This window comes from Flaviflagellibacter deserti, assembly GCF_042652085.1.
Lineage (GTDB): Bacteria > Pseudomonadota > Alphaproteobacteria > Rhizobiales > Methylopilaceae > Flaviflagellibacter > Flaviflagellibacter deserti.
The window spans coordinates 507,202-521,267 of sequence record NZ_JBHSJF010000006.1; the positions used below are offsets into that span (position 1 = coordinate 507,202).

At 64.9% G+C, this 14,066-nt stretch carries 13 protein-coding genes and 1 riboswitch; of the genes, 4 read left to right on the forward strand and 9 right to left on the reverse strand.

Going from position 1 to position 14,066, the window contains the following annotated elements; genetic code table 11:
- Positions 1 to 6 precede the first annotated feature (6 nt).
- From ACFPFW_RS09445 to ACFPFW_RS09475, 7 genes are all read right to left on the reverse strand, one after another.
- Positions 7 to 753, reverse strand: a complete 747-nt coding sequence (locus ACFPFW_RS09445) for an NUDIX hydrolase (protein ID WP_379770427.1) — start codon at positions 751 to 753, stop codon at positions 7 to 9.
- The gene (locus ACFPFW_RS09450) at positions 750 to 1,187 is read right to left on the reverse strand and encodes a DUF983 domain-containing protein (RefSeq protein ID WP_114955847.1); all 438 of its coding nucleotides are present in this window, start codon (positions 1,185 to 1,187) and stop codon (positions 750 to 752) included. Before ACFPFW_RS09450 ends, ACFPFW_RS09445 begins: the two co-directional genes overlap by 4 nt.
- Positions 1,184 to 3,481 carry a ribonuclease R gene (rnr, locus tag ACFPFW_RS09455; RefSeq protein WP_114955846.1) on the reverse strand — a complete coding sequence of 766 codons (2,298 nt, stop codon included), beginning with the start codon at positions 3,479 to 3,481 and terminating at the stop codon, positions 1,184 to 1,186. Before rnr ends, ACFPFW_RS09450 begins: the two co-directional genes overlap by 4 nt.
- Positions 3,482 to 3,492: 11 nt before the next feature.
- Positions 3,493 to 6,135, reverse strand: coding sequence for a type I DNA topoisomerase (topA, locus tag ACFPFW_RS09460; protein WP_114955845.1), 2,643 nt, complete (start codon positions 6,133 to 6,135; stop codon positions 3,493 to 3,495).
- A 109-nt stretch (positions 6,136 to 6,244) separates the two neighbouring features.
- Positions 6,245 to 6,835 carry a hypothetical protein gene (locus tag ACFPFW_RS09465; protein WP_114955844.1) on the reverse strand — a complete coding sequence of 197 codons (591 nt, stop codon included), beginning with the start codon at positions 6,833 to 6,835 and terminating at the stop codon, positions 6,245 to 6,247.
- A 63-nt stretch (positions 6,836 to 6,898) separates the two neighbouring features.
- Positions 6,899 to 7,555 (reverse strand): hypothetical protein, encoded by a 657-nt coding sequence (locus ACFPFW_RS09470; RefSeq protein WP_114955843.1) that lies wholly within the window; start codon positions 7,553 to 7,555, stop codon positions 6,899 to 6,901.
- A gap of 137 nt (positions 7,556 to 7,692) precedes the next feature.
- Positions 7,693 to 7,911: a hypothetical protein gene (locus tag ACFPFW_RS09475; RefSeq protein WP_114955842.1), complete on the reverse strand. Its 219-nt coding sequence runs from the start codon at positions 7,909 to 7,911 to the stop codon at positions 7,693 to 7,695.
- A 194-nt stretch (positions 7,912 to 8,105) separates the two neighbouring features.
- On the opposite strand from ACFPFW_RS09475, the gene ACFPFW_RS09480 reads away from it, so the two are divergent.
- From ACFPFW_RS09480 to ACFPFW_RS09495, 4 genes are all read left to right on the forward strand, one after another.
- Positions 8,106 to 9,044: a DMT family transporter gene (locus tag ACFPFW_RS09480; RefSeq protein WP_114955841.1), complete on the forward strand. Its 939-nt coding sequence runs from the start codon at positions 8,106 to 8,108 to the stop codon at positions 9,042 to 9,044.
- Between the two features lie 53 nt (positions 9,045 to 9,097).
- Positions 9,098 to 9,201, forward strand: a riboswitch (TPP riboswitch).
- Positions 9,191 to 10,009: a bifunctional hydroxymethylpyrimidine kinase/phosphomethylpyrimidine kinase gene (thiD, locus tag ACFPFW_RS09485; RefSeq protein WP_114955840.1), complete on the forward strand. Its 819-nt coding sequence runs from the start codon at positions 9,191 to 9,193 to the stop codon at positions 10,007 to 10,009. It overlaps the preceding riboswitch by 11 nt.
- A gap of 69 nt (positions 10,010 to 10,078) precedes the next feature.
- The gene (locus ACFPFW_RS09490; protein WP_379770435.1) at positions 10,079 to 10,906 is read left to right on the forward strand and encodes a UDP-2,3-diacylglucosamine diphosphatase; all 828 of its coding nucleotides are present in this window, start codon (positions 10,079 to 10,081) and stop codon (positions 10,904 to 10,906) included.
- Between the two features lie 25 nt (positions 10,907 to 10,931).
- The gene (locus ACFPFW_RS09495) at positions 10,932 to 11,966 is read left to right on the forward strand and encodes a glycosyltransferase family 4 protein (RefSeq protein WP_114955838.1); all 1,035 of its coding nucleotides are present in this window, start codon (positions 10,932 to 10,934) and stop codon (positions 11,964 to 11,966) included.
- Here the strand turns inward: ACFPFW_RS09495 and ACFPFW_RS09500 are convergent.
- On the reverse strand, positions 11,963 to 12,955 hold the full coding sequence (locus ACFPFW_RS09500; protein WP_114955837.1) for a hypothetical protein: 993 nt from the start codon (positions 12,953 to 12,955) through the stop codon (positions 11,963 to 11,965). The two genes, ACFPFW_RS09495 and ACFPFW_RS09500, sit on opposite strands and share 4 nt — an antisense overlap.
- Positions 12,956 to 13,074: 119 nt before the next feature.
- Positions 13,075 to 14,058, reverse strand: a complete 984-nt coding sequence (gene dgcA / locus ACFPFW_RS09505) for an N-acetyl-D-Glu racemase DgcA (RefSeq protein ID WP_114955836.1) — start codon at positions 14,056 to 14,058, stop codon at positions 13,075 to 13,077.
- Positions 14,059 to 14,066: the final 8 nt, after the last annotated feature.

Below are 14,066 nucleotides of genomic sequence, written 5' to 3' on the forward strand. Positions count from 1 at the left end.
TAAACCCTAAATCTCATCGCGGACGATGACCCCGTTGCGGGGCCTGAGGAAGGGAACGGGGATGTCCCGGTCGATTCCGGCGTGAATACGCTGATCGAGTTCCGAAAGTATGACACGCGTGATCTGGTGCAGCGGCATATCCACGGTCTCGGCGATCGTCACCCATTTGAGGTCGACGAGTTCAGCGTCGTCATGAACTAATCCGTCAATCATGTGAATGACACGTGACGCATCGGCCGCGAAGAAGCGGGTGTCGAAGCGGCGCGGCAGACCGGGCGGCGTGATCGAGCGCGCCACGAGCCAGATGTCCGACAGTGACGGCGCGATGCCGTTCTCGCCGAAATCCTTCCAGTCCGGCGCGGTCGGAACGACATCCGAGTGTTCTCCGAGCAGGAGGCCGGTTTCTTCCGCAAGCTCGCGGATCGCCGCCAGCGCATAGGCGCGGGCGCGGGTCACGGACGGGCGGGCGATCGCGGTCATCAAGCGCCGCTCGACATGGGCGGGCAGGGCGCCCACGGCCGGAGCGCGGCCGTCACTGGCTTCGACGCGGCCGCCAGGGAAAACGTAGACGCCCGGCATGAAGGCAAGGCCGGGATGGCGTTGGCCCAACAGAATCTTCGGCTCGGGGCCGGAGCGGTCGAGCAGGATGATCGTCGCCGCGTCGCGCGGCTTGCGCTGGGAAGGGTGGGGAGCGGGACGGGGCGCGTCGGCCAAGCCAGGATTCCAATCCAGCACGGTACCGATGGGCTTCACTCGCCCCTCGCTGCTTCAGCGTCGCGCGGGCTCTCCAGTGCCTCGGGCGAGTTCGGGTCGAACCCGTGCATTCTCAGCGCCCACTGAATACCAATCAGCGTGCCCTTGATGTTGGGAAGCATGGCTAAGGACATCACGATCGTCAGCGGAATCCAGAGCACGACATGGACCCAGAGTTCCGGGTGATAGGCCTTTTCGACGAAAAGCATGCCGCCGACGATGATGTGGCCGACAATGGTGATGACGACGTAGGGCGGCGCGTCGTCCGCGCGGTGGTGGTAGAGCGCCTCGTGACAGACCGGGCAGTAATTGTTGACTGTCAGGAAGGCGCGGAACATCCGGCCCTCGCCGCATTTCGGACAGCGAAGACGCAAACCGCGTAGCGCGGCAGTGGTGATATCGCGCTCGGGGACCGTCGCGACCGGAGTGCTCATCGGCGTCTGGGTGTCCTGTGCTTCGGCTTCGGACCCGGCCGCTGGGCGGCGCGGGTGCGCCTGAGCCCGCGCTTGCCGCGGCCCGGCGCCTTCATTCGACGCCCCTCACTTAGGACCTCGAAGCGCAAAGCGCCAGCAACCGGAATGGCCTCGACAAGCTTCACCTCAACCTCGTCGCCGAGCTGATAGGCCTCGCCGGTGCGTTCGCCGATCAGCGCATGCTGCTGTTCATCGTGGACGAAATAGTCTGAACCGAGCGTGGAGGCGGGGACGAAGCCGGATGCCCCGGTATCGAACAGGCTGACGAAGAGGCCCGAACGGGTGACGCCAGAGACCTTGCCCTGGAACGTGGCGCCGATCTTCTCCGCCATGTGATGGGCGATCAGGCGATCGACCGTTTCGCGCTCGGCGGCCATCGCGCGACGCTCGGCGGCGGAAATGGCAGCGCCGATCTCGGCCATGATTTCGTTGGTGAAATGCTCTGGCAGGCCGTCTTCGCCGAGGCCGAGCGAGCGGATCAGCGCGCGGTGGACGATGAGGTCCGCATAGCGGCGGATCGGCGAGGTGAAATGCGCATAGCGGCGGAGATTGAGGCCGAAATGGCCGTAGTTATCAGCGGCGTATTCGGCCTGCGCCTGCGAGCGCAGCACGACCTCGTTGACGATCTGGGCGTGTTCGGTGCCCTCCACGCGCTTGAGGATACGATTGAAGTGCTCGGGCTTCAGGTTCTCGCTTTCGGCGAGCTTGATCTCGAGGCTTTCGAGGAATTCGCGAAGCGCCGCCAGCTTCTCCATGGACGGTGCATCGTGGACGCGGAAGACGAGCGGGATCTTTTTCTGCGTCAGTGTCTCGGCGGCCGCGACATTGGCGAGAATCATGAACTCCTCGATCAACCGGTGGGCGTCGAGGCGGGGCGGGACGATGACGCGGTCGACCGCGCCCTCGGCGTCAAGCTGGATCTTGCGTTCGGGCAGGTCGAGGTCGAGCGGGCCGCGCTCGTCGCGCGCCTTCTTGACCGTCGCATAGGCAGCCCAGAGCGGCTTCAAGACCGGTTCGAGGATCGGGCCGGTGATGTCGTCGGTACGCCCGTCGATCGCCGCCTGTGCCTGTTGGTAGGCGAGCTTTGCGGCCGACTTCATCATCACACGGTGGAAGGTGTGGCTCTTCTTGCGCCCGTCCTTGCCGATGACGAGGCGCACAGCCATGGCCGGGCGGTCTTCGAGCGGCCGAAGCGAGCAGAGATCGTTCGAGATGCGTTCGGGCAGCATCGGCACGACGCGGTCCGGGAAATAGACCGAATTGCCCCGGTTCAGCGCCTCGCGGTCGAGCGCGGAGCCCGGTTTGATGTAGGCCGCGACGTCAGCGATGGCGACTGTGACGATAAAGCCGCCTTCGTTGGATTCGCTGGTGTCCGGCTCGGCGTGGACGGCGTCGTCGTGGTCCTTGGCGTCGGCCGGGTCGATGGTGACGAGTGGCAGCTTGCGCCAGTCCTCGCGGCCCTTGAGCGTCGCCGGCTGGGCGGCGTCGGCCTCGGCCAGGACGTCCTTGGGAAAGACGTGGGGGATATTGTGGGTGTGGATGGCGACGAGGCTGATCGCCTTCTCGCTATTCAGCGAGCCGAGCTTCTCGCGGACGCGGGCCGAGGGCGCGCCGTAGCGGCCCTGCTTGATGATATCGACGGAAACGAGGTCGCCGTTCTTGGCGCCGCCTTCCTCGCCGGGTGCGACGTCGAGCGGGCGGCCGAGCTTCTTCTTGTCGACCGACTCGACCCAGCCGCCTCCGCCCTGCTTGGCGTGGAAGATGCCGAGCTGGCGCTGGCTTTCTCGCGATAGCACCTTGATGACGCGGCCGACATGGCCGGGACCTTCGTCGTCGTGGCTCTTTTCGGTGCGGAGCAGTGCGCGGTCGCCGACGGACGGCGCGAATTCCGGCTTGCCTCGGCCGCGGCGCGGAAGCTCGATGAGGATTTTCGGAGCCGGGCCGAGTTCTTCCTCGTCCCAATCGGCCGGGACGGCGACGAGTTCGCCGTCGGTCGTGCGGCTCGTGATGTCTGCGAGGACGACGGGCGGCATCTGGCCCGGCTTGTGAACGCGGCCGCGATGGCGGTCGATCGAGCCCTCGTTCTCCAGCTCCTTCAGCATCGCCTTGAGGGCGATCTTCGCCGCCCCGCCGCGGATGCCGAAGGCGCGGCCAATATCACGCTTGCCGACCTTGCCAGACTGCTCAGCGATGAAGGCCGCGACTTCCTCTTTGGAAGGAACGCCGCTTGGCCGGGGCTTTTTCGGTAACGCCAAAGGGTGGTCCGTCAGCTCGAAGCGCGTCGGCTTTTCGCCGCCGGCTTCTTCGTAACGGCCTTCTTCGCGGCAGGTTTCGCCTTCGACGCGGTTTTTGCCGAAGTGCTGGCCTTCGCCCGGCCGCGTGCAGGCTTGCCGCCGCCGCCAGCCGCTGCTTTCGCGGCGATCAGGGAGATCGCTTCCTCGAGCGTGAAGCTGTCCGGATCGCGGCTCTTCGGAATCGTCGCGTTGATCTTGCCGTGGCTGACATAAGGACCGTACTTGCCCGCCCGGAGCGTGACCGGCCCGCCGTCCGGATGATCGCCGAGCACCTTCGCCGGCGCGCTTTCGCGTCCGCCGCGACCGGCCTTCTTCTCGGCGATGACCGTGACAGCGCGGTTGAGGCCGACCTCGAACACCTCTTCGGGCGTCGGCAAATTGGCATAGGTGCCGTCGTGCGAGACGTACGGTCCGTAGCGGCCGATACCGGCCTGGATCATCTTGCCCGTCTCAGGGTGTGGGCCGACATCGCGCGGCAGCGAGAGGAGGGCGAGCGCCCTGTCCAGCTCCAGCTCGGCGGCGGACCAGCCCTTTGGCAGGGACGCGCGTTTCGGCTTCTCGCCTTCTCCGAGTTGTACATACGGGCCGAAGCGGCCGTCCTTGACGGTGACGTCGAGACCGGTGTCCGGATCCTGGCCGAGCACGCGGCTGCCGTCGCCGCCGAGGCCTGCCTTGTCGTCCGTGCCTTCGGTGGGCGTCGCGAGCTGGCGGGTGTAGCGGCATTCCGGATAGTTCGAGCAGCCGATGAAGGCGCCGTATTTCGAGGTCTTCAGCGACAGCCGGCCGGTGCCGCAGACCGGGCACGCGCGCGGGTCGCCGCCGTCCGCGCGATTCGGGAAGATGTGTGGGCCTAGGATCTCGTTGAGAGCATCCAGCACTTCGCCGGTGCGCAGGTCCTTGGTGCCGGCGATCGCCGCCGCGAAGTCTTTCCAGAAGTCACGCAGGACCTCCTTCCAGTCGAGCTCGTGATCCGAGATCAGGTCGAGCTTCTCTTCGAGCCCGGCAGTGAAATCGTATTCGACGTAGCGGCGGAAGAAGCTTTCGAGGAAGGCCGTCAGCAGGCGTCCGTTGTCCTGCGGAACCAGGCGCTTCTTGTCGATCTCGACATAGCCGCGGTCGCGCAGCACGCCGATTGTCGCCGCGTAGGTCGACGGGCGGCCGATGCCGAGCTCTTCCAGCTTCTTGACGAGCGTCGCCTCCGTATAGCGCGGCGGCGGCTCGGTGAAGTGCTGGTCGGCGGCGATGTTCTTCGCATCGAGCGGATCGTGAGTCGCGAGCGGCGGCAGGCGGCGGGCGTCTTCCTCGTCCGTATCGTCGTCCTTGCCTTCGTTATAGAGGGCGAGGAAGCCGTCGAAGGTGATGACGGTGCCGGTGGCGCGCAGTTCGAGCCCGCGACCGCCGGCCTGGGCGACGATCTCGGCGGTGGTACGCTCGACCTCGGCCGATTCCATCTGGCTCGCGACCGTGCGCTTCCAGACCAGTTCATAGAGGTCGAACTGGTCCTTATCGAGATATTTGCGGACGTCGGCCGGACGGCGCGTGACGTCGGTCGGACGGATCGCCTCGTGCGCTTCCTGGGCGTTCTTCGCCTTTGTCTTGTAGATGCGCGGCGCGCCCGGCAAATAGCGCTTGTCGAAGCTCCGGCCGATGAACGAACGGACAGAGGAGATCGCTTCCGGAGCGATCTGCACGCCGTCGGTTCGCATATAGGTGATCAGGCCGACCGTCTCGCCGCCGATATCGACACCCTCGTAAAGCCGCTGCGCGGTGCGCATCGTATTCGTTGCCGAATAGCCGAGCTTGCGCGAGGCTTCCTGCTGCAGCGTCGAGGTGGTGAAGGGCGGGTAGGGATGGCGCTTGCCGGGCTTGGATTCGACCGAGGCGACGGTGAACTGGGCGAAATCGAGTGCGCGTTTGAAGGCTTCCGCCTGTTCGCGGGTGCCGACATCGAGGCGGCCGATCTTCTTGCCGTCGGCACCCACGAGGCGAGCCTCGAACTGCTCGCCCTTTTTCGTGGCCAGCGTAGCGACGAGCGACCAGTATTCCTGGGTAACGAAGGCCTCGATCTCGCGTTCGCGGTCGCAGACGAGACGGAGCGCCACCGACTGGACGCGACCAGCCGAGCGAGCGCCCGGCAGCTTGCGCCAGAGGACCGGCGACAGCGTGAAGCCGACTAGATAGTCCAGCGCGCGGCGGGCGAGATAGGCGTCGACCAGGGCCGCGTCGATCTCGCGCGGCTGTTTCATCGCGTCGAGCACGGACTGCTTGGTGATGGCGTTGAAGACGACGCGCTCGATCTTCTGGCTCTTCAGCGCCTTCTTCTCACGCAGGATTTCGAGGACGTGCCAGGAAATGGCCTCGCCTTCGCGATCCGGGTCGGTGGCGAGGATCAGCCGGTCGGCGCCTTTGACGGCGCGGGCGATGTCCGCCATCCGCTTCTGCGCCTTGGCATCGACCTCCCACAACATGCGGAAATCGGCATCCGGGTCGACCGAGCCATCCTTGGGCGGCAGGTCGCGGACGTGGCCGTACGATGCCAGGACCTCATAGCCCGAGCCCAGATATTTATTGATCGTCTTGGCCTTGGCCGGCGACTCGACGATGACGAGATCCATGGTCGCAATCTAATTTGGGAGGAGGGGGCCGCAATCCCCGAAGCGGCCGTGAAGATGGGGAAGCGGTGACGGCCTGTCAAACGGGACGATACGGGCAGTCGGGTTTCCCCTATTGGGGAACACGTTCCGCATCGACCACGATTGCGATTGCGCCGATAACGGATTCGCCGTCGACGACCGGCAGCGCGGCCTGAATCAGTATGCGGCCGTCGCCAGTTTCCGGCGCGGACAGAACGATCTTGTCCGGCTCGGCGGAGATCACCGACTGCCAGGCACGCTCGTCGCCCTGGTAGAAATCCGAAGTCGGAGCGGTCTGCGCGACGTTCCAGCCATAGCCGTCCGTGACCTGGATATCGACGACGGCTCCGCCGGGTGCGGAGGAGACGATATCCTTCAGCTTTGCAGAGACCGGATTGTTGAACACCGAATCGACAAGCGGCCGCGGGCCCTTGCGATCGGCTGCCATTTCGTTGCGCCAGCGCGCGTCTTCGGCAAGCGTCTCGGGATAACCAAATTTCCGGTGTTGCCGGGTCGAGACGCGGATGGCGTCGCGGAGTGCGGGGTCGGAGGTGAAGGTCGCTCCCAGATCGCGCGCATAGCGCTCGACCTTCTGGCGTGCGGCGGAGTCTGTCTGCGCCATGGCCGGAGAAGCGAGTGCGACCACGATGAACGCGATCGGTAGGTGATGACGGACCTGCATAAGAGATCTCCGGCAACAAAAAGGGCGGCCGAAGCCGCCCTTTCTTCAATCCATTGAGATTGATTATTTCACCTTGCTGACGTCAACGCCGATAGTCACCGCGCCGATATTCTTGTCGCCGTCCTTAATGGGCAGCGAGACGTGCGAGTAGCGGACGCCGTCTTCCTCAACGATCGGCAGAACTTCGACGCCGTCCGAGGCGAACGTCTTCTGCCACTTGCCTTCGTCACCCTGGTAATAATCAGAGGTGCCGCCGGTTTGGCCAACGTTCCAGCCCCAGCCGTCCATCACGAAGATCTCGGTGACTGCGCCCTTGGGCTCGGCCTTCTCCATCTGCTCGGTGAGGAATTTGGACGTGGCGTTGCCGCGCGCTGCCTTGATCAGCTCTTCGCCCTTCTTTGTGTTCACCTCAAGGGAGTCCTTGGTCAGCTCGGTGAGCGAATCGACCGCCTTCTTTTCCTTCTCCGGACCGCTCTTGGCGACGCGCCACTGGCTGTCCATCACTGTGACGTCGTCCAGCGACATCTTCTTGTGCTCAGCCGTCGAGGCCTTGATCGCGGCAAGAAGCTTCGGGTCCTTCGACCACTTCGCGAGAAAGTCCTTGGCGTACTTCTCTACGGCCGGCCCAGGCATTTCTTCTTTCTTGTCCTGAGCGAAAGCCGCACCGGTGCCCATCGCCAGCGACAAAGCTACCAGCGAAGCAAAATGCATTTTCTTCATTGTAGGCGTTTCCCCTGTTTTATTTGAAGGATCTTGCTGATCCTTCTATCGGGGAACCTAGCACAAACTCCCGGTGCGAAATCAAGGGCTTCGTCGGCACCGGGAGTTGTGGATGTTAGCGCCGCATGGCCAATGCTTTAGGCGGCTCGCGGGGCGGTGTGGTCCAGGTGGCGCGAGCGATCCTTCATCGCCGCTCTCGCTGCCCGCTGCGCCTCGTCGGCGGTCTTGAAGATCTGACCGTCAATGCAGAACACACCCGGTTCCGCTGCGTGGAACCGGTAATTCGTGCCATCGCTCTCGCGAGCAACGAGACCAACCGCACGCCCCTCGACCTCGATCAGGTAAACGTCCGACATGTGGTACTCCGTACTTGGCCGATTCCCCTGCCTAGAGACCATGCCTAGACGGTTTCGATGACAAGGGTTTGGCCGCGCATACAACGGGTCCGGGGCCGCAAAGTTCCACTGAAAATTCATCCTTTCGACGGATGCTTCCGAAAGCCGGAACGTCGCTCTCAATCAATTGATTCCAGAGGTTTATCTCGCCTCCGATGCTGACCGGAATCTTGCTCAAGATTTGCTCGGCCTTCGCCTTCACTGTGATGGCGGCGCTGATCCGCATGATCGGCGACGACGTGCCCACAGGAGAGATCGTCTTCTTTCGAAGCGCGCTCGCGCTCGTGCCGATTCTGGTCTGGTTCGGGTTGCACGGAGAGATCCGTTCGGCGGTGCGAACGGCGTCGATCGGCGGGCATCTGATCCGTACCACTGTCGGTGCTGCGGCCATGTTCTGCATGTTCGCCGGCCTGGCCCGCCTGTCGCTGCCGGACTCGACCATGCTGACCTATGCCTCGCCGCTGATGGTGGTCGGCCTGGCCGCTGTCATCCTCCGCGAACCTCTGCATCTGGCCCGGCTGTTCGCGGTGCTGATTGGCCTCGTCGGCGTCGGCGTGATGCTCTGGCCGCATCTGGCCAATGGCGATCTGGTCGCCTCGCTGAGCGTCGGCTCAACCGGTGCCAACCGGACCTCCGAGGGTTTCCTGTTCGCGTTGGCCGGCGCCTTCTTCACCGCCTGCGCGATGGTTCAGGTGCGCCGCCTCGTCCAGAGCGAGGCCACGGCGGCGATCGTCTTCTATTTCTCGAGCTTTTCGGCGCTGTTTGCCCTGTTCACGCTGCCATGGGGCTGGGTCGTTCCCGACATGAAAACGATGGCGATCCTCGTTACGATCGGCTTTCTCGGCGGCGTCGGGCAGATCCTGCTGACGCAGGGATATCGCTATGCCGAAGCCTCGGTGATCGCTCCGTTCGAATACACGACCCTGATCTGGTCGCTCGGCATCGGCTGGTTCGCGTTCGGCGACCTGCCGGACCTGTTCGCGCTGTTCGGCGGGCTGATCGTCATCGGCTCGGGCATGATCGTCATCGCTCACGAACGCCGCCGCGGCATCGAACGGGCAAAAGCGCGCGAGGCCGAGGCGCCGCCGGGCTAGCAGTGGTGGGGCGGGCCGCTTGCGTCCCGAGAGGTCGCGCTATATGTGACGCCGCAATCTCCTTGGGGTGCGCTCTGCGCTGAGAGGCCTGTGTAACAGGCCAACCCACGAACCTGATCCGGGTCATGCCGGCGGAGGAAAGCGGGATGGCCCAGACGGCGTCCACCATACCGATTGCGCTCACGATTGCCGGCACCGATCCTTCGGGCGGCGCGGGAATCCAGGCCGATCTCAAGACCTTCTCGGCGCTCGGCGCCTATGGCGCGACGGTGATCACCGCGCTGGTCGCCCAGAACACGATGGGCGTACGTTCGATCCACGACGTGCCACCGCAATTCATCGCCGAACAGATGGCGTCGGTATTCGACGATCTCGATGTGAAGGCGGTGAAGATCGGCATGCTGTCGCGGCCCGAGGTCATCGAGACGGTGGCAGCCGGGCTCGAGCGCTACAATTCCGGGACGGTCGTTCTCGACCCTGTGATGGTGGCGGCGTCGGGCGACCGGCTGCTCGTTCCAGAAGCGGTCGAAGCGCTACGAACCGTCCTGATCCCTAAGGCCCTGATCATCACTCCGAACATCCCGGAGGCGGCGGCTCTGCTCGATGCGCCGCTCGCCGAGAACGAGGCGGACATGATCGCCCAGGCGGAGACCTTGTTGGACCTGGGCTGTCGCGCGGTTCTGGTGAAGGGCGGCCACGGGCTCGGTCCGCAGAGCGTCGACATCCTGCTCAGCGACGAGGGCTTGAGTCGGTTCCCGGCCCGGCGAATCTCGACACAGAACACGCACGGTACCGGTTGTACCCTGTCGTCCGCGATCTGCGCGGAACTGGCGAAAGGCCGTTCGCTGACCGAATCGGTCTCTGCCGCGAAGGCCTATATCAGCGCCGCAATCGAGGCCTCCGACCTGCTTTCAGTGGGCAAAGGGCACGGCCCCGTTCACCATTTCCACGCTCTTTGGCGCTGAATCACAGAAAACCGACGTCAAACTCATAACTGTCACAATCCTGCGCAGTAAGCATGATTGATGGCTGCCATGACTACTGCACGACTCCAGCCCCGCCGGGTACGGACGCTGTTCATTTCAGACGTCCATCTTGGAACCAAAGGTTGTCAGGCAGACCTGCTGCTTGATTTCCTGAGGGTCCACGACGCCGACACCATCTACCTCGTCGGTGACATCGTCGACGGGTGGCGGCTTCAACAGAGCTGGTACTGGCCGCAAAAGCATAACGACGTGGTGCAGAAGCTGCTTCGCAAGGGACGCGCCGGTGCCCGGATGATCTACATCCCCGGCAACCACGACGAGTTCCTTCGCGATTACTACGGCTCGCACTTCGGCGGCATCGAGGTCGCCGAGACCGCGATTCACGAGGCGGTGGACGGCACGCGCTATCTCGTCATCCACGGCGACATTTTCGACATGGTCGTTCGCCACGCCCGCTGGCTCGCGCTGCTCGGCGACTGGGCCTATGTCACCGCGCTGACGATCAACACCTACATCAACATGATCCGCCGTCGCCTCGGCCTGCGCTATTGGTCGCTGTCGGCCTGGGCGAAGCTGAAGGTGAAGAACGCCGTCAACTTCATCGGCGAATTCGAAGACGCGCTCTCCGGTGAGGCGCTGCGGCAGGGCGCGCAGGGCGTGATCTGTGGGCATATCCATCATGCGGCGATGCGCGATATGCCGAGCGGCATCCGGTACGTGAATACGGGCGACTGGGTTGAAAGCTGCACCGCCGTTGCCGAAAACTATGACGGCACGTTCGAGATCATCCGGTGGAATCGCTCGCTCCGTCTGATTCAGGAAGACGCCGCTGCCGAGCTGGAAACGGCGGCAGGGACCCAGACAGCGGCGGCGTGACCGAGCGCCGCCAGCAGGACGCACCATGAGAATCCTGATCGTCACGGACGCCTGGCATCCCCAGGTGAACGGCGTGGTGCGTACTCTGGAGCGGGTGGCCGACGAGGTGCGGGCGATGGGACACGACGTCCTGTTCCTGACGCCGGATATGTTCCGGACCATTCCTATGCCGACCTATCCGGAAATCCGCCTGGCGATGACGCCGCCGGGAGCCGTGGCGGTACGCATCAAGAAATTCGCCCCGGACCATCTGCATATCGCGACAGAAGGGCCGCTAGGACAGGCGGCGCGGCGTGCCTGCCTGAACCGCAGGTGGAGCTTCACGACGAGCTATCACACCCGCTTCCCGGAATATCTGCGCGCGCGCCTGCCGGTGCCGGAAAGCTGGAGCTACGCTTTCCTGCGTCGCTTCCACAATGCGGGACGGGGGACACTGGTCGCGACGCGTTCGCTGGCGCGTGAACTGGAGGGGCGGGGCTTCAACAAGGTCCGTCTTTGGACGCGCGGCGTGGACTCAGAGATGTTCCGGCCGCGCGAGAAGCGGGTGCTCGATCTGCCGGGGCCGATCTTCCTGTCGGTTGGTCGCGTCGCGGTGGAGAAGAACCTCGAAGCTTTCCTGTCGCTGGACCTGCCCGGTACCAAGGTGGTGGTCGGCGAGGGACCGGCGCTGGACATGCTGAAGACGCGCTATCCCGCCGCCGTTTTCCTGGGCAAGAAGACCGGCGAGGAACTAGCTGAGATCTTCTCGTCGGCAGATGTCTTCGTGTTCCCGAGCCTCACCGACACCTTCGGCATCGTTATCCTGGAGGCGCTCGCGAGCGGGGTGCCGGTAGCGGCCTACCCCGTGACGGGACCGATCGACGTGCTGCACGGAACCAAGGCGGGAGCGCTCGATCATGATCTCAGGGTTGCGGCGCTCGCTGCGCTGGAGCTGAAGCGCGAAGACGCGCGAGCCCTTGCCCTTGAACACAGCTGGCAGGAATGCGCCCGCATCTTCATCCGCGAAATGGAGATGGCGAAAGAGGGACCGCAGGCCGAAACAGCGCCCCAGACGGCCTAGGCGAAATAGACCGATTTCAGTTCGAAGCTCATCGCGTCGATATCGGCCGGGTCCACCGGCGGCGGCGAGGAGCCGGACGGGAGCGGGGTGATCTCGGCCTCGGCAAGGGGCGGCGCGGCGGCCTCGATCAGTCGGCTTTCCGGAGCGATGAAAGACACATTCGCCGGTTCTTCGGCGACGGGATCCGGCTCCGAGGCGATGGCCTGAACCGGCACGGCCTCGGCCCGGACCGCCTCAATCGAGACGGCGGGAACGGAGTTGGGCGCGAGTTCTGCCGCTATCGAAGGCGCTTCGATCTCCGCGATATCTGCCGTCGCGATGTGCGCGAGTTCGGTGCGCGCGGGAGCGGGGTTGGCATCGACAGCGATCAGTTCGGCGTCGGCCACCGTTTGCGCGGGCCCCGTATCGCCAGGCACAGGCCCCCAGACGATGTCGTCGAACCATTCGGGCTCTCCGACGTCGAACGATATGACGGGCGCGGGCTCCGGTCCCTCTTGAGAGGCGACCGCGGCCGGAGGCACTTCGACGACTTCGGGCAACGCTGCGACAGGAATGGGAGGCGCAGGCGGTTCGGCCGGTTTTTGGACGGCGACATGTTGCGGCGCCGGCGGAGGCGCTTCCACGGAGGCCAGCGGAATAGAGGCGGCAGCGGGTTCCGATGCGGCGGCGACCGGGGAGTGGGCGGGAGGCTCCGCTGGTGGTTGAGCCGTGATCGGCTCCGGCCGCAACTGTGGCGCGGCGAGGGTTGGCGCCTGTTCTTGAGCCGCCAGAGCTGCAAGCACCGGGTTTGTCTCTACGGGCGAGGGCAGCGCGAGAGGCGCCGGGGGCGCGGGGCGGAGGGCCATCAGCCGCTCGATGCGCTCGATCGCATCAAGTAGCAGTGCGGTGTCGGCGTTGCGGTTGCGACGCGCGAATTCGGCGAGGAACCAGCGGCCGCGCGCCGTGTCCATCACGGCGGCCTCGATGGCCTCATAATCCTCGTCTGGCATGGGCGGGCGCCGCTCCATCCGCTCTACCAACCTCCAGGCGGTCGCCGCCGCCGAATCGTGGGAATCTTCCTGGAGAATTAAGCTCAAACCTCAGACGCCCAATCAACAAGGAGTTGAACCTACCCCCATAACTGCCGTGCGGGCGGATGGACGAGCGAGCCGTCATAGACCAGCCCCTGCGGCCGGTCGCGGGCGAGGAGGAGGGGGCCATCGAGATCGACGTAGCGGGCGAACGGCGTGAGCATCAGCGCGGGCGCCATCGCGAGCGAGGTGCCGACCATGCAGCCGACCATGATCTCGAAGCCGAGATCCTGTGCCGCTCTGGCCATTTCCAGCGCCTCGGTGAGGCCTCCGGTCTTGTCGAGCTTGATGTTGACGGCGTTGTAACGGTTTCGCAGGTCCTTCAATCCGTCGCGGGTATGGACGCTTTCGTCGGCGCAGATGGTGACCGGACGGTCGATGCCGATGAGCGCCTCGTCCGCCGAGGCGGGCAGGGGCTGCTCGATCAGCGTGACGCCGACATCCGCGCAGGCACGGATGTTTTCGTTCAGGTTCTCAGGTGACCAGCCCTCATTGGCATCGACGATGAGCTCCGAGTCCGGCGCCCCGGCGCGGACCGCCCTGATACGCTCCTCGTCGCCGGCTTTGCCGAGCTTCACCTTGAGCAGGGGCCGCGCCGAAGCCGCCTCGGCCGCCGCGCGCATGGCATCCGGTTCGTTCACGCTGAGCGTGTATGCGGTGACGGCCGCCGTCGGCGCCTTGATGCCGGCGATGTCCCAGATGCGCCTGCCGGAGCGTTTGGAGGCCAGGTCCCAGAGCGCGCAATCGAGCGCGTTACGGGCGGCGCCGGGTGGCAGAACCGACTGGAGATCGCTGGTTTCGATGCCGTCGCTCACGCGCGCCGCCATCTTTTCGACCGCCTTCGCAACGTCTTCGACCGTCTCCCCGTACCGGGCATAGGGGACGCATTCGCCGAAGCCCGAAACCTTGCCATCGTCGATCTCGGCGACGACGACGACTGCTTCGGTCTTGGCTCCGCGAGCGATCGTGAAGCGTCCGGCGATCGGCCAGTGCTCGATCCTGACAACCAGCTCCCGGCTCATCGCGTCCT

Bases quoted from the DNA above. Each gene is read 5' to 3' on its own strand.
- ACFPFW_RS09450 (WP_114955847.1), bottom strand. From the start codon at position 1,187: ATGAGCACTCCGGTCGCGACGGTCCCCGAGCGCGATATCACCACTGCC.
- ACFPFW_RS09475 (WP_114955842.1), bottom strand. From the start codon at position 7,911: ATGTCGGACGTTTACCTGATCGAGGTCGAGGGGCGTGCGGTTGGTCTC.
- ACFPFW_RS09480 (WP_114955841.1), top strand. From the start codon at position 8,106: ATGCTGACCGGAATCTTGCTCAAGATTTGCTCGGCCTTCGCCTTCACT.
- dgcA (WP_114955836.1), bottom strand. From the start codon at position 14,058: ATGAGCCGGGAGCTGGTTGTCAGGATCGAGCACTGGCCGATCGCCGGA.
- ACFPFW_RS09470 (WP_114955843.1), bottom strand. From the start codon at position 7,555: ATGAAGAAAATGCATTTTGCTTCGCTGGTAGCTTTGTCGCTGGCGATG.
- thiD (WP_114955840.1), top strand. From the start codon at position 9,191: ATGGCCCAGACGGCGTCCACCATACCGATTGCGCTCACGATTGCCGGC.
- ACFPFW_RS09495 (WP_114955838.1), top strand. From the start codon at position 10,932: ATGAGAATCCTGATCGTCACGGACGCCTGGCATCCCCAGGTGAACGGC.
- topA (WP_114955845.1), bottom strand. From the start codon at position 6,135: ATGGATCTCGTCATCGTCGAGTCGCCGGCCAAGGCCAAGACGATCAAT.
- ACFPFW_RS09500 (WP_114955837.1), bottom strand. From the start codon at position 12,955: ATGCCAGACGAGGATTATGAGGCCATCGAGGCCGCCGTGATGGACACG.
- ACFPFW_RS09490 (WP_379770435.1), top strand. From the start codon at position 10,079: ATGACTACTGCACGACTCCAGCCCCGCCGGGTACGGACGCTGTTCATT.
- ACFPFW_RS09465 (WP_114955844.1), bottom strand. From the start codon at position 6,835: ATGCAGGTCCGTCATCACCTACCGATCGCGTTCATCGTGGTCGCACTC.